The 26,075-nt window shown below is 64.1% G+C and carries 27 protein-coding genes and 2 pseudogenes; 11 read left to right on the top strand and 18 right to left on the bottom strand.

What is annotated here, in order from left to right; all coding sequences use genetic code 11:
* Positions 1–54: 54 nt before the first annotated feature.
* The 4 genes and pseudogenes from A7A08_RS10675 to A7A08_RS10660 all read right to left on the bottom strand — a co-directional run.
* Positions 55–683: pseudogene (locus A7A08_RS10675) on the bottom strand (50S ribosomal protein L25/general stress protein Ctc); the annotation flags it as partial.
* 183 nt (positions 684–866) lie between these two features.
* Complete coding sequence (locus tag A7A08_RS10670; RefSeq protein WP_245290888.1) at positions 867–1,448, bottom strand: ABC transporter permease; 582 nt, start codon at positions 1,446–1,448, stop codon at positions 867–869.
* Positions 1,449–1,665: 217 nt separating this feature from the next.
* Entirely contained in the window at positions 1,666–2,685 is a 1,020-nt protein-coding gene (locus A7A08_RS10665; protein ID WP_245290887.1) for an ATP-binding cassette domain-containing protein, read from the bottom strand.
* A 185-nt stretch (positions 2,686–2,870) separates the two neighbouring features.
* Positions 2,871–3,875, bottom strand: coding sequence for a 2-dehydropantoate 2-reductase (locus tag A7A08_RS10660; RefSeq protein WP_342586659.1), 1,005 nt, complete (start codon positions 3,873–3,875; stop codon positions 2,871–2,873).
* A gap of 195 nt (positions 3,876–4,070) precedes the next feature.
* Here A7A08_RS10660 and A7A08_RS10655 point away from each other — a divergent pair, with 195 nt between their 5' ends.
* The 5 genes from A7A08_RS10655 (at position 4,071) to A7A08_RS10640 (ending at position 8,398) form a co-directional block, all read left to right on the top strand.
* Positions 4,071–5,294, top strand: coding sequence for an alpha-hydroxy acid oxidase (locus A7A08_RS10655; RefSeq protein ID WP_425349014.1), 1,224 nt, complete (start codon positions 4,071–4,073; stop codon positions 5,292–5,294).
* Positions 5,295–5,396: 102 nt separating this feature from the next.
* Complete coding sequence (locus A7A08_RS16890; RefSeq protein WP_245290886.1) at positions 5,397–6,359, top strand: CHASE3 domain-containing protein; 963 nt, start codon at positions 5,397–5,399, stop codon at positions 6,357–6,359.
* A complete protein-coding gene (locus A7A08_RS16885) occupies positions 6,347–6,880 on the top strand; it encodes a sensor histidine kinase (RefSeq protein WP_245290885.1) in 534 nt (177 codons plus the stop codon). The genes A7A08_RS16890 and A7A08_RS16885 overlap by 13 nt, the downstream gene beginning before the upstream one ends.
* Positions 6,877–7,314, top strand: a complete 438-nt coding sequence (locus A7A08_RS10645; protein WP_069095462.1) for a response regulator — start codon at positions 6,877–6,879, stop codon at positions 7,312–7,314. Before A7A08_RS16885 ends, A7A08_RS10645 begins: the two co-directional genes overlap by 4 nt.
* Position 7,315: 1 nt before the next feature.
* A complete protein-coding gene (locus tag A7A08_RS10640; protein ID WP_069095461.1) occupies positions 7,316–8,398 on the top strand; it encodes a sensor histidine kinase in 1,083 nt (360 codons plus the stop codon).
* A 51-nt stretch (positions 8,399–8,449) separates the two neighbouring features.
* Here the strand turns inward: A7A08_RS10640 and A7A08_RS10635 are convergent, their stop codons facing one another.
* From A7A08_RS10635 to lgt, 6 genes are all read right to left on the bottom strand, one after another.
* Complete coding sequence (locus A7A08_RS10635) at positions 8,450–8,884, bottom strand: GlcG/HbpS family heme-binding protein (protein WP_069095460.1); 435 nt, start codon at positions 8,882–8,884, stop codon at positions 8,450–8,452.
* A 191-nt stretch (positions 8,885–9,075) separates the two neighbouring features.
* Positions 9,076–10,008 carry a ribose-phosphate pyrophosphokinase gene (locus A7A08_RS10630; protein ID WP_069095459.1) on the bottom strand — a complete coding sequence of 311 codons (933 nt, stop codon included), beginning with the start codon at positions 10,006–10,008 and terminating at the stop codon, positions 9,076–9,078.
* Between the two features lie 111 nt (positions 10,009–10,119).
* Positions 10,120–11,124 (bottom strand): LPS-assembly lipoprotein LptE, encoded by a 1,005-nt coding sequence (locus tag A7A08_RS10625; protein ID WP_141693951.1) that lies wholly within the window; start codon positions 11,122–11,124, stop codon positions 10,120–10,122.
* A gap of 230 nt (positions 11,125–11,354) precedes the next feature.
* Positions 11,355–12,137: a peptidoglycan editing factor PgeF gene (gene pgeF / locus A7A08_RS10620; protein ID WP_245290884.1), complete on the bottom strand. Its 783-nt coding sequence runs from the start codon at positions 12,135–12,137 to the stop codon at positions 11,355–11,357.
* A 19-nt stretch (positions 12,138–12,156) separates the two neighbouring features.
* Positions 12,157–13,308, bottom strand: a complete 1,152-nt coding sequence (locus A7A08_RS10615; RefSeq protein ID WP_083226688.1) for a class I SAM-dependent methyltransferase — start codon at positions 13,306–13,308, stop codon at positions 12,157–12,159.
* Positions 13,298–14,152, bottom strand: a complete 855-nt coding sequence (lgt, locus tag A7A08_RS10610) for a prolipoprotein diacylglyceryl transferase (RefSeq protein ID WP_069095456.1) — start codon at positions 14,150–14,152, stop codon at positions 13,298–13,300. Before lgt ends, A7A08_RS10615 begins: the two co-directional genes overlap by 11 nt.
* Before the next feature lie 231 nt (positions 14,153–14,383).
* Between lgt and A7A08_RS10605 the strand changes: the two genes are divergently transcribed.
* The 4 genes from A7A08_RS10605 (at position 14,384) to A7A08_RS10590 (ending at position 17,035) form a co-directional block, all read left to right on the top strand.
* Complete coding sequence (locus tag A7A08_RS10605) at positions 14,384–14,698, top strand: accessory factor UbiK family protein (protein WP_069095539.1); 315 nt, start codon at positions 14,384–14,386, stop codon at positions 14,696–14,698.
* 195 nt (positions 14,699–14,893) lie between these two features.
* Positions 14,894–15,394: a type III secretion system chaperone family protein gene (locus A7A08_RS10600; RefSeq protein ID WP_069095455.1), complete on the top strand. Its 501-nt coding sequence runs from the start codon at positions 14,894–14,896 to the stop codon at positions 15,392–15,394.
* Positions 15,391–16,212 (top strand): pyrroline-5-carboxylate reductase, encoded by an 822-nt coding sequence (proC, locus tag A7A08_RS10595; protein ID WP_208430613.1) that lies wholly within the window; start codon positions 15,391–15,393, stop codon positions 16,210–16,212. Before A7A08_RS10600 ends, proC begins: the two co-directional genes overlap by 4 nt.
* Before the next feature lie 115 nt (positions 16,213–16,327).
* A complete protein-coding gene (locus A7A08_RS10590) occupies positions 16,328–17,035 on the top strand; it encodes a TetR family transcriptional regulator (protein ID WP_069095454.1) in 708 nt (235 codons plus the stop codon).
* 12 nt (positions 17,036–17,047) lie between these two features.
* On the opposite strand, the gene A7A08_RS10585 is transcribed toward A7A08_RS10590, so the two are convergent.
* The 3 genes and pseudogenes from A7A08_RS10585 to A7A08_RS16880 all read right to left on the bottom strand — a co-directional run.
* Complete coding sequence (locus A7A08_RS10585) at positions 17,048–18,493, bottom strand: ATP-binding protein (RefSeq protein ID WP_069095453.1); 1,446 nt, start codon at positions 18,491–18,493, stop codon at positions 17,048–17,050.
* Positions 18,493–19,200, bottom strand: a complete 708-nt coding sequence (locus A7A08_RS10580; RefSeq protein WP_069095452.1) for a response regulator — start codon at positions 19,198–19,200, stop codon at positions 18,493–18,495. Before A7A08_RS10580 ends, A7A08_RS10585 begins: the two co-directional genes overlap by 1 nt.
* Positions 19,201–19,411: 211 nt before the next feature.
* Positions 19,412–19,810: pseudogene (locus A7A08_RS16880) on the bottom strand (MarR family winged helix-turn-helix transcriptional regulator); the annotation flags it as partial.
* A 284-nt stretch (positions 19,811–20,094) separates the two neighbouring features.
* Here A7A08_RS16880 and A7A08_RS10570 point away from each other — a divergent pair.
* Both A7A08_RS10570 and bluB read left to right on the top strand, forming a co-directional pair.
* Entirely contained in the window at positions 20,095–20,997 is a 903-nt protein-coding gene (locus A7A08_RS10570; RefSeq protein ID WP_069095450.1) for a branched-chain amino acid aminotransferase, read from the top strand.
* Between the two features lie 30 nt (positions 20,998–21,027).
* Entirely contained in the window at positions 21,028–21,696 is a 669-nt protein-coding gene (gene bluB, locus A7A08_RS10565) for a 5,6-dimethylbenzimidazole synthase (protein ID WP_069095449.1), read from the top strand.
* On the opposite strand, the gene moaE is transcribed toward bluB, so the two are convergent.
* From moaE to A7A08_RS10540, 5 genes are all read right to left on the bottom strand, one after another.
* Positions 21,693–22,175 (bottom strand): molybdopterin synthase catalytic subunit MoaE, encoded by a 483-nt coding sequence (gene moaE, locus A7A08_RS10560; protein WP_069095448.1) that lies wholly within the window; start codon positions 22,173–22,175, stop codon positions 21,693–21,695. The two genes, bluB and moaE, sit on opposite strands and share 4 nt — an antisense overlap.
* A gap of 1 nt (position 22,176) precedes the next feature.
* On the bottom strand, positions 22,177–22,428 hold the full coding sequence (gene moaD, locus A7A08_RS10555) for a molybdopterin converting factor subunit 1 (RefSeq protein ID WP_069095447.1): 252 nt from the start codon (positions 22,426–22,428) through the stop codon (positions 22,177–22,179).
* Between the two features lie 2 nt (positions 22,429–22,430).
* A complete protein-coding gene (gene pgsA / locus A7A08_RS10550) occupies positions 22,431–23,036 on the bottom strand; it encodes a CDP-diacylglycerol--glycerol-3-phosphate 3-phosphatidyltransferase (RefSeq protein WP_069095446.1) in 606 nt (201 codons plus the stop codon).
* A 107-nt stretch (positions 23,037–23,143) separates the two neighbouring features.
* Positions 23,144–25,063, bottom strand: coding sequence for an excinuclease ABC subunit UvrC (gene uvrC / locus A7A08_RS10545; RefSeq protein WP_069095445.1), 1,920 nt, complete (start codon positions 25,061–25,063; stop codon positions 23,144–23,146).
* Between the two features lie 128 nt (positions 25,064–25,191).
* Positions 25,192–25,929 carry an SDR family oxidoreductase gene (locus A7A08_RS10540; protein ID WP_069095444.1) on the bottom strand — a complete coding sequence of 246 codons (738 nt, stop codon included), beginning with the start codon at positions 25,927–25,929 and terminating at the stop codon, positions 25,192–25,194.
* Positions 25,930–26,075: the final 146 nt, after the last annotated feature.

Genomic DNA, 26,075 nt, shown 5'->3' with positions numbered 1-26,075 from the left:
CTTCGGCTTCGCCCTCGGCGCCTTCTTCACCCTCGGCGCCTCGCCTTCCTCAGCCTCTTCGGCTTCGGCAGCTTCAGCCGCAGCGGCTTCCGCTTCCTCGGCCTCGTCGGCCTTCTCGGCGCTGCTGGCGACGATGGTGGCAACGGTGAAGTCGCGATCGTCGATGGTCGGTGTAACGCCCTTCGGATGGTGATCGCGGAGACGTGGATGGTGTCGCCGATATCGAGACCGGTCAGGTCGATCTCGAAGGCTTCCGGGATGGAATCGACGGGGCAGAGCACCTCGACCTCGTGACGGACGACGTTCAGAACGCCGCCGCGCTTCAGGCCGGGGGATTCCTCTTCGTTGAGGAAGTGCACCGGCACGTCGATATTGATGGTCGCGTGGGCGGAAACCCGCAGGAAATCCACGTGCATCGGGAAATCCTTGACCGGATCGCGCTGCACATCGCGGGGGATCACGCGGGTTTTCTTGCCGTCCAGATCGAGCATATAGACCGTGCTCTGGAAGTGGCCCGTGTTGAGCTGCTTCAGAACCTCGGTGTAGTCGATCGCTACGGGGAGCGGTTCGCCCTTGTCGCCGTAGACGATGGCCGGCACGCGGCCCTCGCGGCGGACAGCGCGTGCGCCGCCGGTGCCGATCCTTTCGCGCGCCCAGGCTTTGAGTTCGTGTGCCTCAGCCATAATTCCTCCAAATCGGATAAGAGGGCCGGTGGCGGCCCAAAGCAGTTATGCGCGGCGCCCGTATCGGGGCCGCGGGAATTCGTGGCGCTTATACCCTTAGAGGGCGCGGCTGACAATGAGCGATTGGCGCCAAGTCCGCGCATTCGCGGGATCGGCCGGATTCCGGTCCCGGAACAGAAATCCCTAGCGCCGCAGATAGATAAACAGGGTCAAGGGTGCCAGCAGGACGGTCAGGAACGCAGGCAGCGCAAGGGCCAGAAGGATTTCGCTCACGGTTACGCCCCCTCCCATCAACCCGCGCATGGCGGTCGCCATCCAGCTGAACGGATTCCAAGCGACGAATGTGCTCAGCCAGTTGGGCATGGTTTCCGGATCGACGAGAATGTTGGAGGCGAAGACGACGGGGAAGAGAATGCCAAAGCCCAGGGTCATGACTGTCGTCGGGGTGCGGATCAATAAGCCCAGAACGATGAAGACCCATCCGATGCCGAAGCCAACGGCCACGAGTAGGGCGAAGGCACCGATGACGCCTAGCACGCCCGCTTCGGGCCGGTAGCCGATCCCCAGGCCGATGGCCAGGATGATGGTTGCGGCGATGAGGTGTCGGAGCACGTCGCCAACCATGAGACCCGCGAAGGGAGAAAGCGGCCAAATGGGGAGCGAGCGAAACCGGTCGAAGAGGCCTTTGCTGTAGTCGGTCGACAGACCCATGCCTGAGTAGACCGAGTTGAAGGCGACCGTCTCGACCAGAATTCCCGGCAGCAAATATTGCAGATAGTCCGCCGGCGAACCCGCCAGGCTCCTCCAAACACGAAGGTGAAGAGCAGCGTGAACATGATCGGGGTGACGACCAGGTCGAAAAGCTGCTCGGGCAGGTGCTTGAATTTCAGCGCCGCCCGCCAGCCGAAGGCCAGTGCGCTCTGGAGCGCCGATGCGGGCGGTGGGCGGGTCACATCGGTGAGGGCGGAGAGAGAGCGGTCGTTCACGGTTGGTGGTCCTCGGTTTCGGGTTCGCCCGTTCCAACGCTCGCGGAATAACCGGTGAGGGCGAAGAATACGGTGTCCAAGCTCGGCTGACCGAGGGCGAAGTCGGAGAGCTCGATGCCGGCAGCGAGGAGGGCGGCGACGGCCTCGTTCGCTTTCCTTGCGTCCCCCGCGATCACTGTGAGCTCCCCTCCTTCCGGACTGGGCTGCACCGGATATCCGAGCCGCTCGGACAGGACACGTGCCGCTTCCTCGCGCCGTGCGGGGTCGGTGACGGCGACGCGGAGCATCCCGGTGCCGATCTGAGCCTTCAGTTCACGATTGGTCCCTTCGGCGATTTTCCGGCCGTGGTCGATGACTGCGATGCGGGCGGCGAGCTGATCGGCCTCCTCCATATGCTGGGTGGACAGCAGGATCGTGACGCCGGAGGCGGCCAGAGCGCGGATCATGCGCCAGACGTCCTGGCGGGCCTTGGGATCGAGACCGGTGGTGGGCTCGTCGAGGAAGAGCACACCAGGGGTGACGACGAGGGAGGCGGCGATATCGAGACGCCGGCGCATGCCGCCCGAATAGTCCTTCACCTGCTGGTTCCCAGCATCGGCGAGATCGAAGACGGCAAGGAGGTCGTCGGCCCGGTCTCGGGCGCTGGTACCTTTGAAGCCCCACAGGCGTGCGAGCAGGAGCAGATTCTCCCGGCCGGTTAGATCTTCGTCGAGCGAGGCGAACTGGCCGGTCAGGGCAATCTCGCGGCGGACCTTTTGAGCTTCGGAAACGATGTCGAGGCCCATGACGGTGGCGCTGCCTCCGTCGGGCTGGGCGAGGGTGGCGAGCATGCGGATCAAGGTCGTCTTGCCGGCGCCGTTGGGGCCGAGGATCGCGAAGATGGTTCCGCGCGGTACGGTCAGATCGATGCCGTCGACGGCCCGGACGTCGCCGAAGCTCTTCACCAGCCCTTTCGCCGCGATCGCGGGGGCGGCCGCTTTTGCAGCGGAATCGTCGAAGGCTTCTTTCGGTCTCACGGGATACTCCATCGGACGAACGTCCTTGCCAGCCTGCGGCGGTCAAGGTGGCGATGTGGCCTCGCGCCAGTGCGCCAGCTCACGCTCTCGGCCGCAGGCTATACATGATTTGGGGCGAAACGGGAGTGACGGAGGCGCGCGGGCCGCCTCTCAGCGTCTGTCCGGGCCCGGGATGTTCGCCGGAGTCAAATGGGGCGAGCCGTGGCCGGCGCCTCGGCATCCTTGACCTGGAGATAGACACTTTCGATCACGGGCGTGGCGATGCCGGTCTCTTCAGCAAGCGACATCACCTTGCCCTGGATGAAATCCACCTCCGTGGGTTTCCGTGCCTCCAGGTCGTCCCACATGGAGGAGCGGGCGCGCGGATCGATGGAGAGCATGCCGCGGGCGAGCAGGCGGAATGCCGTATCGGGCAGGGGAAGAACATTCGCCACGATGCGCGGATGGATGCCTTCGAAACGCGCGGGCCGGATGCCGGCGGCCTTCAGCACGGCAAGTCCTTCCTTCACCTGGGCTGCCAGGAGGCGCCGCCAGCCGCGATCGGAGAATTCGTCGGCGAGGGGAACGCCGGCGAGAGCATTCAGGGCGTTGTTGAGGTTGAGAAGGAGCTTGGTCCATTGAAGGCCGAGCATGTCCTTCTGCTCGCGGGCGGGCGACCCAGCTACGTCCAGGAGCTTTGCCAAGGCAGCGGTGTCTTCGGCGAGCATGACCTTGCCGCTGGTAGCCCGACGGAACGACACGGGCTCGCCGGGCTCGCGAGTCTGGACGATATTGAAGGGCACCATGCCGGCGACGACCGTGCGGCCGTCCCCAAGGCGGCGGCGCAGGATCTCGGGATTGTCAACGCCGTTCTGCAGACTGACGACGATGGCTTCGGGCTTGGCGTGGGTTGCGATCTCCTCCGCAATCGCCGCAGTCGCGCCGCTTTTGACTGTCACCAGGACGATGTCGGCGCTGCCCAGAGCCGTGGCCGGATCATCGGTCACCTCCAATGTCTCCGGCGCAAGCGTGACGTCCTTGCCGCCCTTCAGATCTGACAGGGTCAGCCCGCGAGCGGCGATCGCATCGTTCAGGGCCGGGCGGGCGAGAAACACGACGTCGCGACCGGCAGCTGCGAGCCTGCCGCCGATATAGCAGCCGACGCTGCCGGCGCCGGCGATTGCGATGTGGGGATTGGACGGAATCATCATTGGCACGCAATCTGCTATATCTGCCTGCGGAACATCTGTTGCGGAAGCGAGATTTGGGACGGCATGACTCAAAATCGGCTGCTGGGGCGAACTCTGAGCGGGGGTTGCTGGTTTCACAGCCGCCGCAAACAGTTCGCGTGGCCCTTTTGAGCACTCCCCTACGATAGTCGCCAACTGGAAACGTAGAAGGATCTCGTGAGCGTATATTCTCCCGACACCGACGCAGGGGCGGCGGAAGCCGCGTTGGACGAGACCGAGGGGACACTCGATGGGGCGGTGGAAGCGCCGCTCGCTCCCCATGCCGGCCTTCTCCGGCTTGCGGCCAAGCGGAGGCTGCCGCAAGGGATCTTCGATTTTCTTGAAGGCGGCTCGTATGACGAGCTGACCTTGAAGGCGAATATTCGCGATCTGGCCGATATCAGGCTGCGCCAGCGCGTGATGGTCGACGTCTCGAGCCGGGAGCTCCGTACTGATTTTCTGGGTCAGCAGGCGACCATGCCGGTCGCGCTCGGCCCCGCCGGGTTCTCTGGGCTGCTTCATCCGTGGGGCGAAGTGCTGGCGGCCAAGGCCGCACACGCTTTCGGCGTGCCCTTCTGCCTCAGCACGTTCTCGATCTGCTCCATGGAGGACGTGGCGTCGGCGGCGAGCACGCCGTTCATTTTCCAGCTCTACATGTTCCGGGACCAGGGGGTTAACGCCTCGCTTCTGGAGCGGGCCCGAAAGGCCGGCTGCAAGACCCTCGTGCTGACCATGGATGCCCATATCCAGGGGCGGCGAAACCGGGATCTCGACAATGGGCTCACCGTGCCGCTCAAGGTGCGGCCAAAGCTTGCCTATCACATGACCAAGCGGCCAGGCTGGTTGCTGCGCTGGCTCACCAGCCCGCGGCGGACCCTGGGCACGCTGGCGGAGTATGCGCCCGGCTCGTCCGAGCTCGCCGACGTCTCAGACTGGGCCGCGCGCAACTACACCGGCTCGTTCCACCAAGCAGATTTGGAATGGGTGCGTGAGAACTGGCCAGGGCAGCTCATCGTGAAGGGCGTCTTGGATGCCGAGGATGCGAAGATCGCCCGGGATCTTGGGGCCGATGCCATCCTGGTCTCCAACCACGGCGGACGGCAGCTCGACAGCGCGCCTTCGACCGCGAGCGCTTTTCCGGCCGTGCGGGACGCTGTCGGAGACGACGTCGCGCTCTATTTCGACGGCGGCATCCGCACGGGGCTCGACGTCCTCAAGGCGCTCGGAATGGGCGCGCAAGGCTGCTTTATCGGCCGTGCGTATCTCTACGGGCTCGCGGCGTATGGACAGCGGGGCGTCCAGACGGCGTTGCAGCTTCTCGCCGACGAGCTCGACGTGGGCATGGCGCTGACGGGGTCCCGAGACGTGAATGCGTTGCCCCACGATTTGGTTTATCGGTAGACCGCGCGTTTCCGGAGCATTCCGCTCAACCTCAACCACATTCCCGAAAGGATGCGAAGCGCTGTGAGATTGTCGAGGAGGTTAAGACGCATTCCGCCAGCCGTGCTGCTCGGCATCGGCTTCGCGCTCATGGTCGTGGTGAGCATCTTTGCGGCGTTCTTCGCCTACCAGTCCCAGCGAAGCGCGGAGCGCGTCGCGCATACCCTGGCTGTCGAGGGTGAGATCAGCGATCTGCTGCTGGCTCTCCGCCTCTCGGAGAGCGCCGAGCGCGGTTTCCTGATCACCGAGCAGGATGCGTTTCTGACGGAATACGCCCAGGCCTCCAATGCGGTGACGAAACAGTTGCACGCGCTTGCCGAGCTCGTTTCCGACAACCAGTCGCAACTCAAGCGGCTGGCCGTCATCCGGCCCCTCATCGAACGCCGGCTAGCGGATTTCCGGGCCGCGATCGAGCTGCGCCAGCAGGATCGCGTCGAGGCTGCCAACGAGATCGTGCGCCGTACTGAAAGCCGCGATGCCATGATCCGCATCAACGCGGTGGCGCGAGAGATGTTGGGCGAGGAGGCGACGCTCTACAGGGAGCGGGGCACCGAGGCGCATCAGTCCTACATGGGCATGTTCGTCCTGATGGGGATCGGCGGCGTCTTCATCCTGCTCTTAGGGCTCATGGCGCTCATGGCGCTCCGCCGCGCCGACCGGGAGCGCGACGAGGCCCAGCAAGAGCTGATGGACACGAACGAGAATCTCGAGGCTATGGTCGCCGACAGGTCGCGGGATCTCATCGCCGCCAATGAGGAAGTCCAGCGTTTCGCCTATATCGTCAGTCACGATCTGCGGTCGCCTTTGGTGAACATCATGGGATTCACCAGCGAGCTGGAGACGCTGCGCGACCAGATCTTCATGCAGATGGCGACGCTGCGTGGGAACCAGAATATCCGCAATGAGACGGAAGCCGAGACCGAGGATGCCGAGGAATCCGAACAGCGACCGAGGACGAGCTCTACACGGATTTCGACGAGGCGCTTCAGTTCATCAAGAACTCGATCAGCAAGATGGACAAGCTGATCAGCGCCGTGCTGACCCTGTCGCGGCAGGGGCGCAGGGCGTTCAAGCCCGAATTCATCGACATGAGCGAGATGGTGGAGGAACTCACGGGCACGGTCGCGCATCAGGCGAGCGAGGCCGAGGCGGAATTCAAGGTGGAGTCGTTGCCAGACCTCTACAGCGACCGGTTGGCCCTTGAGCAGATCTTCTCCAATCTTCTCGATAACGCGCTGAAATATTTGCGGACCGGCGTGCCGGGCGTTATCGAGATCTCCGGTCGCGAGACCCCGCTGCAGGTGATCTACGAGGTGCGTGACAACGGCCGCGGGATCGAAGAGAAAGATTTCCAGCGGATCTTCGAGTTGTTCCGCCGGTCCGGCGCCCAGGATACGCAAGGCGAGGGGATCGGCCTCGCCCATGTGCGGACACTGGTCCGCCGGATGGGCGGCGACATGAAGGTCGAATCAGTCTTTGGGGAGGGGAGCATGTTCACCGTGACCTTGCCCAAGAAGCTTCCGAAAAGCGAAAGGACGGCAGAATGACACAGCCGGTGACCATCATCATGATCGAGGACGATGAAGGCCACGGTCGCCTGATCGAAAAGAACATCAGGCGGGCTGGCGTGAATAACGAGATTCTGCCCTTCCAGAACGGCTCGGACGCCATGAAATACATGTTCGGCGCCGATGGGTCGGGTCTCAGCAGCAAAGGGAAGGCGTATCTCGTCCTTCTCGATCTCAATCTCCCCGATATGAGCGGTATCGACATCCTTAAGCAGATTAAGGAGAATGAGCACCTCAAGCGCTCGCCCGTCATCGTGTTGACGACTACCGACGATGAGGTGGAGATCCAGCGCTGCTATGACCTCGGCTGCAATGTCTACATTACGAAGCCGGTCAACTACGAGAGTTTTGCCAACGCCATCCGGCAGTTGGGGCTGTTCTTCTCGGTGATTCAGGTGCCGCCGGCGGAGTAAGATGGGCGAAGAGCGACTGCGCATCCTTTATATCGACGACGATCCCGGCTTGCGCCGGCTGGTGCAGCGCGAGCTGGAACGGCAAGGCTGCGAAGTTCATACGGAGCCCGACGGCGAGAGCGGCATCGCGAAGCTCAAGGAGCACAGCTTCGATGCCGTGGCTCTGGATCACCTGATGCCCGGCATGGACGGGCTGGAGACCCTGGAGCACATCCGCTCGACGATCTCCCATTTGCCGGTCGTTTTCGTCACCGCTGCCGCCGAGAGCCGGATCGCCGTCGCGGCGCTCAAGGCCGGCGCCGCCGACTACGTCGTAAAGGACGTCGAAGGCCACTTCATCGTTCTGATCAAGGTGGCGGTGGAGAGCGCGATCGCCGCCCATGCCATGCGTCAGGCCAAGGAGGCGGCGGAACAGGAAGTGCGCGAGGCGCGCGACCGGTTCGAGGCTCTTGCGTCGGAGCGGGCGGTGCTGCTGCGAGAAGTCAATCACCGGGTGTCCAACAGTCTGCAGCTCATCGCCTCGATGCTGCAGATCCAGGCGGCCAACTCCGATAGCGAGGAGACGCGCGAGACCCTCAAGAATGCGGTTGCACGCGTGCTGGCCGTGGCAGAGGTGCATAAACGGCTCTACACGTCCGAAGGCGTGGAGTCCGTCGCCGTCGACCAGTATCTCCGGGAACTTGTGGAGGATCTGCGGCGGTCGGCCGAGGACGAGGGGCTCTCTCAGCTAAGCTTCCAAGCCGCACCTCTGTATCTCGATCCGGATCGTGCGGTGGCGCTCGGCGTCATCGTGAACGAGCTGATCATCAATGCTTGGAAATACGCCTACCCGGACTCGAACGGGCCGATTCGCATCGGCTTGAGCCGAACTCCCGACGGATTGATCGTTCTGTCGGTAGAGGACGACGGCGTCGGCTGGTCGGGCGAGACCCCCCAGACCTCCACCGGGCTCGGCCAGAAGATCGTCAGGGCCATGGCCCAGAAGCTCGGCGCTAGCGTCGAGTATGCGCCCAAGGATCGGGGTACACGGGTGCTCGTGTCGTTCCAGGAGCGGGACGCCCACGACACATCGGCCGCGGCGTAATCCCGCTCCCAAAACTTTTCTCTGAGATGGTCCAGCCGACCGCGCCTCTGGCTATGTGCGCCAGGGGTGCTCGGGCAGCTCGGTGACGCCGAGAACCTTCACAGCCGCCTCGGCCACCTTGTGGTCGTTGTCGACGGTGCTGCCGCTGGCACCGACGGCGCCGACGAGATAGCCCTCGTCATCGACGATGGGCACGCCGCCGGGGAAGGTGACGAGGCCATCGTTGGAAACTTCGATACCGTAGAGCGGCTCGCCAGGCTGGGACAGCTTTCCGAGCTCGCCGGTCGCCATGCCGAAGAAGCAGGCGGTCTTCGCCTTCTTGAAGGCAATGTCGATGCTGCCGACCCAAGCGTCGTCCATACGCTCGAACGCCTTAAGGTTGCCGCCGGAATCGACGACGGCGATGCACATCTTGAGATCGAGCTCCTCGGCCTTCTTGCGAGCCGCATCTATGGCTTGTTGGGCGTGCTTCAGCGTCACATGCATGGGGAACTCCTCCTCGTTGGCAAACGCAATGCATTAAGTATGACCGCGCAGTGAGATGCGCCTTGCGATAACGCGCCTTATGAGGGGGTGGGTTCCGGGAGGAGACCGAAAAGTCGCGCAGATGGGGGGCGACGGGCTGTCACGGAGGTTGCCAGCGCTAGCGAGGCGCCCCGGGAAGGAGCGCGGCAAGATCAATAGAAGAGGCTGGAGACCGACTTCTCGTCCGCGGTCCGTGCGACCGCTTCGCCCAGGAGCGGGGCGATCTGGAGGATGCGGATATTGTGGGCGTTCTTCACGGCCTCGGTGGGCTGGATGGAGTCGGTGAGCACCAGCTCCTTCAGCTTGGACCCGATGACCCGGGACACGGCCCCGCCCGACAAGACGCCATGGGTGATATAGGCGGTGACGCTGGTGGCGCCCTTTTCCAGAAGCGCGTCGGCGGCATTGATCAGCGTGCCGCCGGAATCGACGATGTCGTCGACCAGGATGCAGTTGCGGCCGGAGACGTCGCCGATGACGTTCATGACCTCGGATTCGCCCGGGTTCTCGCGACGCTTGTCGACGATGGACAGCGGCGCATCGATGCGCTTCGCGAGACCGCGGGCGCGGACCACACCGCCGACGTCCGGCGAAACGACCATGAGATTGTTGACGTCGAAGGTCTCGCGGATGTCCTGCACCATCACTGGAGCGGCGAAGAGATTGTCGGTCGGAATATCGAAATAGCCCTGGATCTGACCGGCATGGAGATCGAGGGTCAGGACGCGGTCCGCACCGGCGCGGACGATCATGTTGGCGACCAGCTTGGCCGAGATCGGGGTACGCGGGCCGGGCTTCCGGTCCTGGCGGGCATAGCCGAAATAGGGGAGAACCGCAGTGATGCGGCGGGCCGATGCACGGCGGAGCGCATCGATGATGATCAACAGCTCCATCAGGTGATCGTTCGCCGGCGCGGAGGTCGACTGGATGACGAAGACGTCCTCGCCGCGGACGTTCTCCTGCACCTCGACGAAGATTTCCATGTCGGCGAAGCGCCGCACGATGCACTTGGTCAGAGGGGTGTCGAGATAGCTTGCGATCGCCTCAGCGAGAGGGCGGTTGCTGTTGCCTGCAACCAATTTCATTGTTCACCGCTCCCAAGGGCCGAGGGGGTGTCGAGTGGCGCGCTTTTAACAAGGGCCCGCGAGGGCTGTAAACTGCCCAATGTGTCCGATTGGTAAATTGGGGAGAACTGGTTAGCCGCGCTGCTTCGGAAGCAGATCGACGATGCCGTCGGCAGCAGCGCCGGCGGCGGCGTCTGCGATGGCGCCCCAGGGGCCGTTGAGCGACCCTTTTCCGATGGTGTTCTGCTGGGACACCGTGCCGACGCGTTTGCCCGAGGGGTCGAGCACTGTCCAGTCGATGCGAACGGTCTCGCGGTTGCCGCTGGCATTGGTGACCGACACCTTGCCCTGAACGGTATAGACGTTGGCGCCCCGCGCCCTGGCGAGCTTTACCCCGTCGGCCGCGAGCTTCTTCTGCATTGCCCGGGCGAGGGAGGTCTGGCCATCGCCGGGGGCGCCCTGAACCGGCGCGACAAGGGTGGTGACCGGACCGGTTGCTGCCGCCGTTGCGGCCGCTGCGGGTGCAGCTGCGCGCGTTGCCGCCGCAGTCGCACCGGAGCCGGACGAGCCGCCGCCGAAGTTTCGATTGAGGAAGCTATTGAATCCGCCGCCACCGCTGGAGGAGCTGCCGCCGGAAGCTGAGGGTGCGGGTGTGCCCGACCTCGGGGCCGATGCCGTCGCGGGTGGCGCGGAGGCGCCTCCACCGCGACCCGACAGGCCGGCAATGGTCTTCGCGGCGATCTGATTGAGCTCGGTCGCGCCGACGCCGCTCCACGGATCGCTGCGCGGGCGGGGCACCTGCTGCTCGCCCGCCACACGGTTCACGCGTTTGCCGCCGGCATCGTTGACGTCCCAGATATAGGAGATGGTCGCGCCGCGCCGCTCCCGGCTGGCGACCAGATAGCCGCGAATGGTGAGCGGTGCGTCCTGGCCGTTGGGAACGATGGTGACGCCGTTGGCCTGGCCTTGCTGGACCAGGGCCTGGGTCATCTGCTCGGTGATTTCCGATGGTGCGCCCACGATGGGGGAAAGCGCATAGACCTTCGGGGCGAAGAGCGTGGATCCGAACGGAACACTCCCGCCACCCGTGCAGCCGGTTAGGCTGACCGCCGCTAGGACGATTATCAAAGCTCCCATGAGGCGGCTCTGCGCGATGTCACGAAGTGCCGCAAACACGGGCTTGATGACCGCGTCCAACAAATCTACTCCCTCTGTTGGCCGCAGGGCGCCTAAGCGCATCAATGACTTAGCTTAAACAGCGCCCCAACCCTGTATACTTAACAAGAGTTTAACCGCCACGGACCCGTCGCGTCCAGACGGTCGGCAAGGTTCCCCACTACGGTTTGCAAACATGGTGAACGCAGCGCTCAAGACAGCACGATAGCAGCGATTTGCCGGCCGTAATCCTCCTCGCCCCAATGCTGAGAGCGGCGGTAGCTGAAGAAGCGGGCCTCGTCGCAATAGGTGCATAGACCGATCTCCGTGACATTTTCGATGCCTGCACGGGCGCATCGGTCCGCGACGTATCCGGAAAGATCGAAATGGGGCTCGCCGGTGCTCTCGTCGGTTTCGAAGTAGGGGGCAGCGTCCGAGTCGTCCTTGAGAACGCTGTCCTTAAAGTCCTGGCCGACTTCGTAGACGCTGAGGGAAATGGCCGGGCCGATGGCGGCCACGATGTTTTCGGGGGTGGCGCCGAGGCCGCGCATGGCCTCCACGGTGCTCTCCACGATGCCCGAGACGGCGCCGCGCCAGCCTGCATGGGCGGCAGCGACCACCTTGGCCTCCGGGTCGGCGAACAGCACGGGCGCGCAATCGGCGGTCAGGATTCCGACCGCGAGGCCCGGCATTTTCGTGACGATGGCGTCTGCCTGGGGCGCATCGCCCTCCCAGGGCCTTTCGGCGACGACCGCCGTGGCGCTGTGGATCTGATAGGGCGTGATGAGCCTGTCCGGGGCGACACCGAGGGCTGCGGCCACGAGCGCCCGGTTCTGGGTGGCGTTTGCGGGATCGTCCTTGGATCCGACACCGCAATTGAGCGATTCGTATATGCCCCCGGAAACGCCACCCTGACGGGTGAAGAAGCCGTGGGTGAGCCCTTCCGCATCTTGCAGTGGACCGGCGGTCAGCATGGCATTCTCGGGGGTGACCATTTTGCTTTTGGAATCGCGCTTATGATTGGGAGGTAAACGGTGGGGGAGGCGGTCGCGTTCGGCCGCCCCGGTCCGAGCCGGGCGCGGAGCCCGTCAGAACGAAGGCCTTGAAGAGGACCCCCATTTGCTGTGGGTCGATCAATCGGTTGGCACCCGATGCAAGCATGGATCGTTGATCCGGCGTTGCCGTCTTCATCAGTTGCTCTTGGCGCTGGGCCAGTCCGAGCTTCAGCAGGAACTCACCTTGCGGCATCGGACCGTAGGCAGACAACCCCTCCGTTGCGGCTTGGCGCGCGAGCGCCCCGAAATCGACATGAGCGGTGAGGTCGGCCGCGCCGGGATCGGCAAGCGGATCGGTAAAGCCGTGGGCGGAGACGGCCTGGAGCGTGTCGCCGGGGCCGAAGGCTTCCGGCCCGTAATCGACGAAGAGCGCGGCAATGGGCCCGGTCTCGGCTCGAGCGGCAAGCTCCGAAACAAGCGCGGCGGCGCCGGGTCGGATCTCGGCGATGGCGCCCTCTCGGGCATCGGCGAAACGATCGAGCTCGGCGACGGCGCGGATGGGCGCATCGGTTTCGGTGAAGGCAAGCTTCCCGCCGTCGGTGCGGGTGACCAGCCGCTCATGCCAGGCGTCGCCCCGGCGAACGAACTGGCGGATGGGAAGCGCGTCGAGGAACTCATTGGCGATGACGATGAGCGGTCCGTTCGGAACGTTCTCGAAGCTTTCATACCAGGCGAGGCCGACCGGGGGCGATCGTTCCGCTTCCGGCGCCAGGGTTTCGGCCTGTAGGGATTTCAGGGCTTCGCCGCGCTCCACGAGGGCCAGGGCGATGCGGCGGCGGAAGTCGGGAAAATTGCGCCAGCTCCGCAGAGCATCCCGGAGCAAGGTGCCGCGGCCGGGCCCCAGCTCGACGACGGTAATTCGCTCCGGCTGGCCGAGAGCCTGCCAGGTCGCGATGGTCCACAGGCCAATGAGCTCGCCGAAGATCTGACTGATCTCGGGAGCGGTGATGAAATCGCCGTGGGCGCCGAGCGGCTGGCGGGTTGCATAATATCCCGCGTCCGGATCGGTGAGGCAGGCCTCCATATAGGCGGCCACGGTCAGGGGGCCGTCCTTCGCGATGCGATCGGCAAGGGACACGGCAAGGGGGCCGGCTTGTTGCTCAGGCGGCATCCGCGCTTTCATTGGCGGCCACGCTCGTCTCGGCCGCTTTCCGGTGGGCGCGCCAAATCAGCCAGAGACCGATCGCGATCATGGGGATCGAGTAGGCGATGCCCGGCGTGAGGAATCCGATATCGAGCGGATGATCGGGGTGGGGTTCACGCACGAACTCCAGCGAGCTCCGGAAGATGCCGTAGAAGACGAGGAAGAGCCCGAAGACGGTGCCCGGACGGTTCAGGGCGCCGAAGCGGTGGGTGGCGATGCGCAGGATGATGAAGAGCAGGACTCCTTCCAGCAGGCCCTCATAGAGCTGGCTCGGATGGCGCGGCTCGTCGCCCGCGCCCGGGAAGACCATGGCCCACGGCACATCGGTGGTGCGGCCGTAGACCTCGCCGTTGATGAAATTGGCTATCCGGCCGAACAGGAGCCCGAAGGGGGTCGCCGCGGAGGCGATGTCGCCCAGGGAAAGCGGATTGATGTGCTTGCGCCAGGAGAACACGGCCACTGCAACGACCACACCGAGGAGACCGCCATGGAAGGCCATGCCGCCGCCCCACATCGCGGGGATCTCAGCCGGGTGCTGCCAATAGTAGCTGGGCTCATAGAAGAGGACGAAGCCGAGGCGCCCGCCTACCACGATGCCGAGGGTGATCCAGAGCAGGAAGTCGTCCGCCTGGCCGACGGTCATGGGCGGCTTGCCGTTCCAGAGGGCAGGCCGGGAGACGAGGTAGCGTCCATAAAGCCAGCCGAGCAGGATGCCCGCCATATAGGCCAGGCCATACCAGCGAACCTCGACGGGTCCGAGGCTGAAAGCCACCGGATCGATGACCGGATAGGGTAAGACAAGAAGTGGCATTAGGCGTCCCGCTAGCGGCCGGTGTTGTGGGGCGGACCCTTTACCGGCCTCGATGAGGTGTCAAGCGGAAGGCGCGCAAAGAACCGCGGCCAATCCCCGCCCGTCTTGCTCAGCTCCAGTTCTCATCTGTGTTGATCCGCTATCTTGCGTGCAGGTCTGGGTCATCCCATAGTCTTGGGCAATTCCGGTACGCGCACACGCGCCCTAACGCGACAAGATGAAGGTTCGATGATGACCCAGACGAGCGGCCGTTTCTTCGACGAGATCGGCAAACTTATGACGGATGCCGCCGGCGCTGCCCAAGGGGTGCGCAAGGAGATGCAGAACGCGGTCCGCGGACAGGTGGAACGCGTCATGGCGCAGATCGACGTGGTTAAGCGCGACGAGTTCGATGCCGTGAAAGCCATGGCCCAGAAGGCCCGCGAAGAGAACGCCCAGCTTCGGGCCGACATCACGGCGCTAGAAGCGGTGATCGCCGGCCTGCATGGCGGCGCCCCCGAGACCAACCGTCCGGTGCGGAAAACGGCCCGGAAGAAACGTTCTTAACAGGCTTGGCCGGCTCCTCAGACTCTGATTTTTCGGCGTTTTTGGGGCTCTCTTTCGTCCATCCACAATTTTCGGCGGTTATTGCCGCCGGTGCAGGTGGTGGACCCGGAATCCGCAATATATAACTGATTCATCAACTGATTCGCGGCGGCGTCATTTGTGCGCGGAACTCTGCCTAGGCCACAGAGGACACGCATGGCTATACTATTGCAGACAGAACTCGACCACTTCGCCAATCCCGTAGACGTGATGGAGCAGATCGCCATCAGTCACGATTGGCCCTTCGAACGAAGCGCATCCGACGAGCTCACGCTGTCGGTCGGGGGCGCTTGGTGCGACTATCACGTCTCCCTCAGCTGGCGGGACGATCTTGAGTCCTTGCATCTCGCGTGCGCTTTCGACTTCAAGGCGTCTCATGTCCGGCTTCCGGAGACCTATCGCCTGATGGCGATGATCAACGAGCAGCTTTGGCTCGGCCATTTCGACTTCTGGAAGGAAGACGGGATGATGCTCTATCGCCATGGCTTGCTGCTGGCGGGAGCTGAAACCCAGCCGGCCCAGTGTCAGGCTCTGCTGAGCACGGCGCTGGACGCTTGCGAGCGGTATTATCAGGCATTCCAGTTCGTGTTGTGGGCTGGGAAGTCGCCTGAGGATGCGCTGGCGGCGACCATGCTCGAAGTGCAGGGGTCCGCGTGAGCCTGGACCTCGCCCGGCCGGTGCTCCTCGTGGGCGCCGGGAAGATGGGCGGGGCCATGCTGTCCGGATGGCTCGACGCCGGGCTGAGCCCTTCGTTGCTGCACGTACAAGACCCGAAGCCATCGCCGGAAATGGCGGCGAGGCTGGAGGGGCTCGGCATTCGGGCCGTGGCGGAGGCCGACCGGTCTCTCGATCCGGCCATCATCGTATTGGCCGTGAAGCCCCAGATGCTCGACGGCGTTCTGCCGGATATCGCTCCGCTTGTGGGCGAGGGGACCGTGGTGGTTTCCATCGCGGCGGGCAAGACGCTGGCCGGGCTGGAGGCGAAGCTTCCGTCGGAGGCGGCGGTGATCCGCGCCATGCCCAATACGCCGGCCGCAATCGGCCAGGGCGTCATCGTCGCGTGCGCCAACGACAATGTGACGTCGGAGCAGCGGCAGCACTGCGATCTCCTGCTCCAGGCGGGCGGAACGGTGCTCTGGCTGGAGGAGGAGTCCGCCATGGATGCGGTCACCGCTCTCTCCGGCAGCGGTCCCGCCTACGTCTTTCTGCTCACCGAATGTATGGCTCAGGCGGGCATCTCGCTCGGGCTTCAGCCTGAGCTGGCGGCGGAACTCGCCCGGGAAACCGTGGCCGGGGCCGGGGCGCTGATGCGCGAGACGGCGCTGCCTCCGGGGCAGCTGCGGGAGAACGTCACCTCGCCCCAGGGGGTGACCGCGGCCGCGTTGGAGGTGCTGATGGACGACGAGGGGCTGGAAGCACTGATGCGGCGGGCCATGGAAAAGGCCGCCAAACGCTCGGCGGAGCTCTCGTCCTAGACCAAAAGGGTTTTGGCGTGGTTTGCCCGCGCCGGTGTCTCTTCCGAGAAATGGAAGAGGCAGCCTTACGAGAGGCGTTCGGCTTTCCTATCTTTAGCGAAAGGGAGGATTGCCAATGCTGAACGATTTCTCCAATCGCACGAAGATCGTCCGGGCCGCCATGGAGCTGGCCGAAAGCGAGGGCTGGAACGCGCTCTCACTCAATCAGATTGCCGAACGCGCCGGGGTGAGCCTGGCCGATCTTCGTAGAGAGTTCGATTCCAAGAGCGATATCCTGCGGGTCTTCCAGCGCGAGGTGGACGGCGCGGTCCTCGAGAAGATGGGCGCGCCGGACATGACCCAGCCGGCCAAGGACCGTCTGCTCGATGCGATCATGACCCGGTTCGAGGTCATGGCGCCGTTCCGGCCGGGTTTGCGCCGGATCGTGAAGGATCTCGGCGCACGGCCGGGCGAGGCGGGGCAGCTTCTCCCCTCGGCGCTCGCGGCCCAGTCCTGGATGATGGAGGCTGCGGGCATCCCGAGCACCGGTCCCGTGGGCCGGATGAAGGTCGCCGGTCTTACCGGGGTCTACGGCTACGTGCTCCGCTATTGGCTGGAGGACGAGTCGCCGGGTTACGAGAAGACCATGGCGCTGCTCGACCGGAAGCTCACCAATGGCGATCGCGCGCTGTCGCGGGTCTCGGCGGCTTGCGGGTGCGTCTCGAAGATGCTCTGCCGCTGTGCGCCCGATAAAAAGCGGAATGAGGAGGAAAGCGCCGCGCCGCCACCTCCGCCACCGTCTAGCGCATCGCCCGACATGAACGGCGCGTCGAACGGCTACTAGGCCGGCATCCTGCTAGACAGGAATCCGGAACTCGACGCGTAGGCCGCCCATGGGCGATTCATCCAGGACGATGTCGCCGCCGTGGAGGCGGGCGATATCGCGGGCAATGGCGAGCCCCAGTCCGGTCGAGCCGGAATCCTGGTTCCTGGAATCGTCGAGCCTGTAGAACGGCCGGAAGACTTCCTCGCGCTCTTCCTCCGGAATACCGGGGCCGTCGTCATCGACCTTGATGATGAGGGAATCCCCGGTCTTGCGCGCCTCGATGACGATATGGCGGGCGAAGCGGGCGGCGTTGTTGACCAGATTGGCGACGGCCCGCTTGAAGGCATTGCGTTTCACCGAGACCGTGAGGTCGCGATTGCGGATCTCCACCGAGATGTCTTCGACATTCTTCGAGTGCGGCGCCGCCTTTACCTCGTTGGCGATGTCGTGAAGCAGATCGGCAATGTCGGTGGCAACCGTGCGCTCGCCCGCGTCGCCTTTGGCGAAAGCCAGGTAATCCTCCAGCATCGCCTGCATCTCGTCGACGTCCTCGCGCATTGCGTCGATCTCCGGCGACTCTCCCAGCAGGGCGAGCTCGAGGCGGAACCGGGTGAGGATGGTGCGCAGATCGTGGCTGACGCCGGCGAGCATGGTGGTGCGCTGCTCGACATGGCGTTCGATGCGGTTGCGCATCTCCAGGAAGGCGATTGCCGCCTGGCGGACCTCGCGGGCGCCGCGGGGTCGGAAATCGGCGGGCACCGGCCGGCCCTTGCCGAAGCTCTCCGCCGCTTCGGAGAGACGGACGACTGGGCGGATCTGATTGCGCAGGAAGAGGATCGCGACGGTCAGGAGCACGAGGGAGGTGCCGATCATCCAAAACAGGAAGATCTGGGAGTTCGAGGCATAGGTCTGGCTGCGGCGCGCCAGGATATGCATCACCGCGTCGTCGAGCTTCACGCGGATATCGACATATTTCGACCGCCCGACCGTATCGATCCAGAAGGGGAGGCCGAGATGGGACTCCAACTCTTCGGAGAGGGTGGTGTCGAGCAGGTCGAAGAACGGCTTGGAGCGCGCCTGGGGCAGCTCGCCGCCCGGCACGATCTGCAAGCGCAGACCGAGATCCTTCTCGGCCATGTCGATCAGCTTCTCGTTGTTCGCGTCCTGGGGGTAGGACTGATAGACGTCGACCAGCAGCGCGATGCTCTGCACCGTCGAGAGAGACAGACGGCGTGTCACCATCTGCCAGTGGCGCTCCAGGAAGACAAAGGTGAGCACAGACTGGAGCAGCACCATGGGCGCGATGATGATGATCAGAGCGCGCGCATAAAGCCCTTTGGGCATCCACTCCCGGAAGGACAGGCGGAAGCGGCGCACGGCCGGAATGCGGAACAGCTTCGCCAGGCGGCGAAGAAAGGGAAAGCGCCAGCGTTTAAGCCGCGTACGAAGAGGGGCGCTGTCCGGGAGCAACGACATCATTCCGGATAGAGCACGTAGCCTGTGCCGCGGACGGTCTGCAGATAGACCGGATTTGCGGGGTCTTTCTCCAGCTTGCGGCGCAGGCGGTTGATCTGAACGTCGACGGCGCGCTCCCCGCCGGTGCCGGCATCCTTAGCGAGCTCGTGACGGGATACGGGCATACCACCGCGCTGGGCGAAATACCGCAGCAGATCGCGCTCTCGCTCGGTGAGGCGGACAGTCTCGTCGCCGTGCTTCAGCTCACCCCTATGGATATGGAAGGTGAACTCGCCGAGGCGGACGATGCCGCCGCCACCCGTATCACCGCGCTTCAGGATGTTGCCGACGCGCAGCAGAAGTTCGCGGGGCTCGAAAGGCTTGGTCAGGTAATCGTCGGCGCCGGTCTCCAGGCCTTCGATGCGGTCGTCCACCTCGGCACGCGCCGTCAGCATGAGGATGGGAATGTTGGACCGGCTCTTGAGATCGCGGGCAAGATCGAGGCCGCTCTCCTGGGGCATCATGACGTCGAGGATCAGGAGGTCGAAGGCGAGACCACGCAATGTGGCCCGGGCGGATTCCGCATCGACCGCGGTGGAGACCCGGTAGCCATTCTCGACGAGATAGCGGGCGAGCAGATCGCGGATCCGGCTGTCGTCATCGACCACCAGGATGTGAGCGGCGTTGTCTTCCGGACATTTGGTCGGCGATTTCGGCGCTCTCGCCATGGGGTCCACTCGGTCCTGCAGTCTGAAACCGGCCGCCCGACACCGATGCGTCGCTGCTCGCGGACTCCGGCGGTCAGCCGGCGCGCTCGCGAGAAGCCTTGAGATCGGACGGCGTCCCGTCGTCCCGTCGCTTCCTGCCGGGGCGTGCGGACGATTTCAGCGTATTCACTTCGTTGGAGACCATCTCGGCCATTTGAGGCCGATCTTCGGCATTGGCCATGGCTTCCAGAAAACGCATTACCACGATTTCCGCTTTCGGTCCCGCCGCCTCGAGGGCATTGGCGAAGCGCACAAGCTGGGGGGCGGACAGGCGGCGGGCGAGATCCTCGCCCGACTCGGTCGGGAACAAGCGCCGCTCGCGCCGGTCCTGGCTGCCGGCTTCCTGCCGGATATATCCTGTGTCTACGAGCTGCCGCAGCACCCGCCCGAGGCTCTGCTTGGTGATCTTGAGGAGCTCCAGCAGATCGGCGACACGCAGGCCGGGCTGGCGGGTCACGAAATGGAGCACCCGGTGATGGGCGCGGCCGAAGCCCAGGACTTGTAGAATGGCGTCCGGATCGCCGGTGAAGTCGCGATAGGCGAAGAACAGCAGCTCGGAGAATCCGAGCAGCTTCGACTGCTCCTCGGGGGTGAGGGCAGAACGCGTGTCGCGGTCGTCTTGGTGGGGTTCGAGGTTTTCCGTCACGGAACCAGTTATGTCAGCCTTGTTGACTTATTTTCGAGCCATTGATACTCCTCAAGCTCAGCTCACGCAATCGGCACGGCCCGGTTTTTCGAGGCTTCCGAAGGCGGCTGAGCCGGTTCTCAAAAACACGACAAGTTCCCGGTGAGCCGGCACTTGTTTCCGGTCGGTCGGTCCATTTCCAGTCCGCCGGCAGTTGGGAGGAATGAGCGATGGCGGCGGTCCCTTTCGATCAGCGGGATGGGTTTATCTGGCTCGACGGCAAATTGGTGCCGTGGGCGGATGCGAAGCTGCATGTTCTCAGCCATGCCCTGCATTACGGCAGTGCGGTCTTCGAGGGCGAGCGCCTGTATGACGGCGAGATCTTCAAGCTGACCGAGCATAGCGAGCGGCTGCATAAATCGGCCGAGATCCTGGATTTTCAGGTGCCCTACAGCGTCGAGGAGATCGATGCGGCTTGCCGCGAGGTCTGCGAGGCCAACGGTCTGATCAACGGCTATGTCCGTCCCATCGCCTGGCGCGGCTCGGAGCAGATGGGCGTTTCGGCCCAGAACAACTCGATCCATCTGGCCATCGCTGCCTGGGAGTGGGGGTCCTATTTCGATCCGGCGGCCCGGCTGAAGGGGATCCGGATGAAGTTCGCCAAATATCGCCGGCCCGATCCCGCGACGGCGCCCGTGCGCAGCAAGGCGGCCGGGCTTTATATGATCTGCACGATCGAGAAACACGGGGCTGAGCGGGAAGGCTATGCCGATGCGCTGATGCTCGATTGGCGCGGATACGTCGCCGAGGGCACGGGCGCGAACATCTTCCTGATCAAGGACGGCGTCCTCCATACGCCGAACCCGGATTGCTTCCTGGACGGCATCACGCGGCGGACGGTCATCGATCTCGCCAAGAAGCGCGGTTACGAGGTGATCGAGCGGCATATCAAGCCGGAGGAACTCGCGGATTTCAGCGAGTGTTTCATTACCGGTACGGCTGCGGAGGTGACGCCCGTTTCGGAGATCGGCGAATACCGGTTCGAGGTCGGCGACATCACCAAGACGCTGATGGAAGATTATATCAACCTGGTGCAGCCCCAGCGGGCGGCCGCGGTGGCCGCTGCCGGATAGGGGGCCGAAGCCTCATCGATCGAGAAGCGCATGGCCATCGAGCCGACGGACAGGGAAGCGTCGCAGCCGCCTGAGTTTGGCCCGGCTTTCCGTGAGCAGCTCCTCGATCTTCTGACCTGGCGGCGGGACGTCCGCCATTTCAAGCGCGATAAGCTTCCCGACGAGGCGGTCGAACGGCTCATCGGCATCGCAAGTCTTGCGCCCTCGGTGGGACTCAGCGAGCCTTGGCGGTTCGTGCTCGTCGACGATCCCGAACGCCGGGCCGCCGTGCGGTCCTGCTTCGAAGCGTGCAATGCCGAAGCCCTCGCCGCCCAGGACCCGAGCCGGGCGGATCAGTATGCGCGGCTGAAGCTGGCAGGCCTCCACGATGCACCATGTCAAATTGCCGTGTTCGCCGACCGGGGAACGGACCAAGGCCACGGGCTCGGCCGGCTGACGATGCCGGAGACCATCGAATATTCCGTGGCGATCGCGATCTATACGCTCTGGCTTGCGGCGCGGGCGGAAGGTTTCGGGATCGGCTGGGTCTCGATTCTCGATCCCGACACCGTGCATGCGATACTGGAGGTCCCGGAGGACTGGCATCTGGTCGGGTATCTCTGCCTCGGTTATCCGCAAAATGCCGAAGAGACGCCACTTCTGCAGAGACAAGGCTGGGAAAGCCGGCGGGATACGGAGAACGTCATCTTCCGCCGCTAGGTGCTGGCCGGCTCTTCTTTGCTGGAAGATTTAGCTGACCAGCGCGCCTTCGCCGCGCCATCGGTCTCGCGGGCATCGACCCAGCCGGCGCCGTCGGGGCCTTCCTCGAATTTCCAAAACGGCGCATCGGTCTTCAGGTAATCCATCAGGAACGCGGCGGCCTCGAAGGCGGCGTGGCGATGGGCCGATGCGGTGGCGACGAGAACGATATTGTCTCCCGGCAGCAGCTTGCCGACACGATGGATGATGAGGCTCGCCTGCAAGGGCCAGCGCGCATGAGCTTCCTGCTCTATGCGGGCGAGCTCTTTCTCCGTCATGCCGGGATAGTGCTCCAGGGTCATGGATTCGATGACCTTGTCGGATCCGCGGTCGCGCACGGTTCCGGTGAATGTGACGATGGCGCCGATATCGGTCCGGCTATCCTTCAGGGCCTCGATCTCGGCGGAGAGATCGAAATCGCCCTCCTGAATGCGGATCATCTCAGCCCCCGGTTACGGGAGGGAAGAAGGCAATCTCGCGAGCGCCGGCGATCGCCGCATCGTGACGGGCATGGGTCTGGTCGATGGCGGCGCGGATCACCCGATCCTTCTCGAACGCGGCGGCGAATTCCTCGCCCCTGGTCTTCTGCCAGCGCAGGAGGTCGCCGACGGTCTCGATATGGGCGGGAAGATCGATCTCTTCCGAGGAGATGCCGGTTTTCTCCCGGACCCAAGCAAAATAAAGCAAACGCATGACTAATCAGCCTCTCCGGACATGGCGTGGCGCAGGCCGGCCCGCAGGTAATCGTAGCCCGTGTAGAGGGTGAGGATTGCGGCGATCCAAAGCAAGGTCAGACCGGTCAGCGTCGTATAGGGATAGATCTTGTCGCCGGCGCTGCCCGCCAGCAGGAAACCTATGGCGACCATCTGGACGGTGGTCTTCCACTTTGCAAGGGCCGAGACGGGAACGCTGACCGCCAGGGAGCCCAGGAACTCCCGCAGCCCGGAAACGAGAATCTCGCGAGACAGAATGATGACGCCGGCCCACAAGGACCAGCCGGCGATGGTCTGGTCGGCGGCGAGCATCAGAAGGCTGGCGGCCACGAGAAGCTTGTCGGCGATGGGGTCGAGCATCCGGCCGAGCGCGCTCTGCTGCCCCCAGGCGCGGGCGAAATAGCCGTCCAGGAAGTCGGTGACGCCAGCGGCGATGAAAATGCTCATGGCCAGCCAGTTGCCGAGATCTCCCGGCAGGAAGAAGCAGGCCACCAGGGCAAACACCGCCACAATGCGCCCATAGGTGAGCATATTGGGCAGACTCGCGATGCGGCTCTCAGCCGGTACCGTGTAGGGCTCGTCAGACATTCCGGTCTCTTCGTGACTTTGTGCCGCCTGTTCCAATCTCAACTCCCGGTGTCTTTCGCACGAGACGGCTCGACGCCTGCCAAACTCAATCTGTTCCGCTTCGCAATTCAACCGCTTCTTTCGTGGAAGTGGTCGTAAATCGTCTGGGCCATCTGGTCGCTGATGCCGCCGACGCTTGAAAGATCGGCGAGCCCGGCGCGGCTGACCGCCTTGGCGGAGCCGAAATGCTGCAGGAGGGCCCGCTTGCGCGACGGACCAATGCCTGGAACGTCATCGAGGGGCGAGGCGCTGATGGATTTCTTGCGCCGGGTGCGATGAGCGCCGATGGCGAAGCGATGCGCCTCGTCCCGCAATGTCTGAATGCAATATAGGACGGGATCGCGCGGTTCGAGAAGAACCGGATCGTGTCCTTTACGGTAGATGCGTTCGCGTCCGGCATTGCGGTCGGGTCCCTTCGACACCGCGGCGAGGGAAATATCCTGATCCAGCCCCAGTTCCTCCAGAACCTGATGGGCGATGGCGAGCTGGCCGGGCCCGCCGTCGATCAGGACCAAATCGGGCGCCGACCATCCGCTCACGTCGTCCTTGTCCTTCAGGAGGCGGGCAAAGCGCCGCTGAAGCATTTCGCGCATCATGGCGTAGTCGTCGCCGGGAGTGAGGTCTTCGGAGCGCATATTGAACTTACGATATTGGCTTTTGATGAAGCCCTCTTGACCGGCCACGACCATGGCGCCGACGGCATTGGTGCCGGAGATGTGGCTGTTGTCGTAAATCTCTATGCGTTCCGGAGCGTCGTCGAGACCAAGGAGCTCCGCCAGCTTGCCGAAGATCGCGGCTTGGGAGGACACATCGGCGAGGCGGCGGGCGAGGGCCTCTCTTGCGTTGGACAAGGCGTGGACGACGAGGTCGCGCTTCTCACCCCGTTGGGGCGTGGTCACGGTGACCTTACGGCCGGCCTTCAGAGACAGGGCTTCCGCCAGCAGCTTCCGGCCCGGCAACTCGTGGGACAGCAGGAGCGACCGGGGCGGCGGCTTGTCGTCGTAGAACTGGGCGACGAAGCTCTCCAGCACCTCTTCGACTGAGGTCGTCTTGTCGGCGCGCGGGTAATAGGCGCGGTTGCCCCAGTTATTGCCGTTGCGGAAGAAGAAGATCTGAATACAGGTTTGCCCCGCCTCCTGATGAGCGGCGAAGACGTCCGCCTCATTCACCGTATAGGGGTTGATGCCTTGGCGGGACTGGATGTGGGAGAGGGCGGTGAGACGGTCCCGCAAGCTGGCCGCGCGCTCATATTCCTGGGCTTCGCTCGCCGTGTTCATCAGCTTATGCAGCCGCTGCTTCACCTCGTCGCTTTCTCCGGTGAGGAAGCTGAGCGCTTCGTCGACCAAGTCGCCATAGGCCTCCTCGGAGATCTCACCCGTGCAGGGGGCGCTGCACCGCTTGATCTGAAACAGCAGACATGGCCGGTCGCGATTCTCGAAATAGGAATCGGAGCAGGAACGAAGCAGAAAAGCCCGCTGAAGCGTGTTGATGGTGCGGCTGACCGCGCCTGCGGAGGCGAACGGCCCGAAATAATCGCCTTTGCGGTTGCGGGCACCGCGATGCTTGAGGATCTGGGGGATCGGATGATCCCGAGCGATCAGGATGAAGGGGAACGACTTGTCGTCCCGCATCACCACGTTGTAGCGGGGCTTCAGCCGCTTGATCAGATTCGCTTCGAGAAGGAGCGCCTCGGTCTCCGTTCCGGTGGTCACGAATTCCATGGAGGCGGTGCCGGCGATCATCCGCATGATGCGGTGATTGTGACCCGTGCCGCGGGTGTAGCTCTGAACGCGTTTCTTCAGATGGCGCGCCTTGCCCACATAGAGAACGTCGCCTTTGACGTCGAACATGCGGTAGACGCCGGGCCCGGAGGGCGCATTCTTCGCATAGCGCGCGATGACCTCGGCCCCGGTTTCGGGACCGCGGACGGCGTTCACGGCACGCGCGACGAGCGAGGAGTCTTCGCTTTCGGGTGTTTCAGCGGACATGGTTCTGACTTAGGGCGGTTTCGCCGGATGGGAATAGCCGACCGCCACCCTCTTAGAAAGAGGAGGCGGTTCTGCCAGGCGCTTCAGAAGCCGGTGTCATGGAGATATGGGGTGCCGTCGCCGTTTCGTCACGTGAGATGCTGGCCGCTATCCACGGCGATCATCTGGCCTGTGAGGCTCGGCGTCTCCACCAGCAGCCGGATCGCGGCGCAGATCTGTTCGGGCAGGATGCCTTGGCCGAGGAGGGTGTTGCCGCATTCGGCGGCGAACTCGTCCTCGGTTTGATGACGGCTCTGGAAGACGGGCCCCGGGCCGACCGCATTCACGCGGATATGGGGGGCCAGGGCCTGGGCCATGAGCTGGGTGGCGCTCCATAGCGCGGATTTCGCGACCGAATAGGAGAAGAAGGCGGGATTCGGCCGCCAGACCTTCTGGTCGAGGATATTGACGATGTTGCCGGCAGTCCCGGCGGGGAGCTGGGCCGCGAAGGCCTGAGACAGGAAGACGGGAGCGCGGAGGTTGATGCTCATGTGCTCCTCCCAGCTCGCCGGCGTCATGGTCTCCAGAGTGTCCCACTCATATTGGGCGGCATTGTTGACGAGGCAGGTGGCCGGGCCGAGGGCGTCTGCGCAGGCTTCGAAGAGGCGGGTTGGGGCGGTCTCTTCGGACAGATCGGCCTGGATCGCCTCGGCCTCGCCACCCGCGTCGCGGATATCAGCCACCAGCTCGGCTGCGCCGCCGCCCGATTTGTGGTGATGGGCAGCGATTCGCCAGCCGCGGGACGCGAAATCGCGGGCGATCACCTGGCCAAGCCGGCGCCCGGCACCCGTAACGAGCACGATTCCAGGAGTGGACTGAGGGGTCATTCGAGCGTGGCCTTCGGCGAATAGCGTGGTGCACGGATCGATTCGCTGAGAATCGGGCGGCGAAACCGCCTGGAATCGACTCTAGGAAGCGGTTCGAAGTCCGGCAAGGCGGCCTGATGGCGCCCTTCCGGAAGAGTTGAATGCGC

The sequence above is a fragment of the Methyloligella halotolerans genome (assembly GCF_001708935.1).
Taxonomy (GTDB): Bacteria; Pseudomonadota; Alphaproteobacteria; order Rhizobiales; family Methyloligellaceae; genus Methyloligella; species Methyloligella halotolerans.
The sequence above is the reverse complement of the archived record's forward strand: the minus strand, read 5'-3'. Positions and strand labels throughout refer to the sequence as shown.

Bases quoted from the DNA above. Each gene is read 5' to 3' on its own strand.
- moaE (WP_069095448.1), bottom strand. From the start codon at position 22,175: ATGATCCGCATTCAGGAGGGCGATTTCGATCTCTCCGCCGAGATCGAG.
- A7A08_RS10605 (WP_069095539.1), top strand. From the start codon at position 14,384: ATGACCCAGACGAGCGGCCGTTTCTTCGACGAGATCGGCAAACTTATG.
- A7A08_RS10660 (WP_342586659.1), bottom strand. From the start codon at position 3,875: ATGATGATTCCGTCCAATCCCCACATCGCAATCGCCGGCGCCGGCAGC.
- bluB (WP_069095449.1), top strand. From the start codon at position 21,028: ATGGCCATCGAGCCGACGGACAGGGAAGCGTCGCAGCCGCCTGAGTTT.
- A7A08_RS10630 (WP_069095459.1), bottom strand. From the start codon at position 10,008: ATGAAATTGGTTGCAGGCAACAGCAACCGCCCTCTCGCTGAGGCGATC.
- pgsA (WP_069095446.1), bottom strand. From the start codon at position 23,036: ATGTCTGACGAGCCCTACACGGTACCGGCTGAGAGCCGCATCGCGAGT.
- A7A08_RS10570 (WP_069095450.1), top strand. From the start codon at position 20,095: ATGGCGGCGGTCCCTTTCGATCAGCGGGATGGGTTTATCTGGCTCGAC.
- pgeF (WP_245290884.1), bottom strand. From the start codon at position 12,137: ATGGTCACCCCCGAGAATGCCATGCTGACCGCCGGTCCACTGCAAGAT.
- A7A08_RS10615 (WP_083226688.1), bottom strand. From the start codon at position 13,308: ATGCCGCCTGAGCAACAAGCCGGCCCCCTTGCCGTGTCCCTTGCCGAT.
- A7A08_RS10625 (WP_141693951.1), bottom strand. From the start codon at position 11,124: ATGGGAGCTTTGATAATCGTCCTAGCGGCGGTCAGCCTAACCGGCTGC.
- A7A08_RS10580 (WP_069095452.1), bottom strand. From the start codon at position 19,200: ATGGCGAGAGCGCCGAAATCGCCGACCAAATGTCCGGAAGACAACGCC.
- A7A08_RS10645 (WP_069095462.1), top strand. From the start codon at position 6,877: ATGACACAGCCGGTGACCATCATCATGATCGAGGACGATGAAGGCCAC.
- moaD (WP_069095447.1), bottom strand. From the start codon at position 22,428: ATGCGTTTGCTTTATTTTGCTTGGGTCCGGGAGAAAACCGGCATCTCC.
- A7A08_RS16885 (WP_245290885.1), top strand. From the start codon at position 6,347: ATGGACAAGCTGATCAGCGCCGTGCTGACCCTGTCGCGGCAGGGGCGC.
- A7A08_RS10585 (WP_069095453.1), bottom strand. From the start codon at position 18,493: ATGTCGTTGCTCCCGGACAGCGCCCCTCTTCGTACGCGGCTTAAACGC.
- A7A08_RS10635 (WP_069095460.1), bottom strand. From the start codon at position 8,884: ATGCATGTGACGCTGAAGCACGCCCAACAAGCCATAGATGCGGCTCGC.
- A7A08_RS10540 (WP_069095444.1), bottom strand. From the start codon at position 25,929: ATGACCCCTCAGTCCACTCCTGGAATCGTGCTCGTTACGGGTGCCGGG.
- A7A08_RS10590 (WP_069095454.1), top strand. From the start codon at position 16,328: ATGCTGAACGATTTCTCCAATCGCACGAAGATCGTCCGGGCCGCCATG.
- A7A08_RS10600 (WP_069095455.1), top strand. From the start codon at position 14,894: ATGGCTATACTATTGCAGACAGAACTCGACCACTTCGCCAATCCCGTA.
- A7A08_RS10640 (WP_069095461.1), top strand. From the start codon at position 7,316: ATGGGCGAAGAGCGACTGCGCATCCTTTATATCGACGACGATCCCGGC.
- uvrC (WP_069095445.1), bottom strand. From the start codon at position 25,063: ATGTCCGCTGAAACACCCGAAAGCGAAGACTCCTCGCTCGTCGCGCGT.
- lgt (WP_069095456.1), bottom strand. From the start codon at position 14,152: ATGCCACTTCTTGTCTTACCCTATCCGGTCATCGATCCGGTGGCTTTC.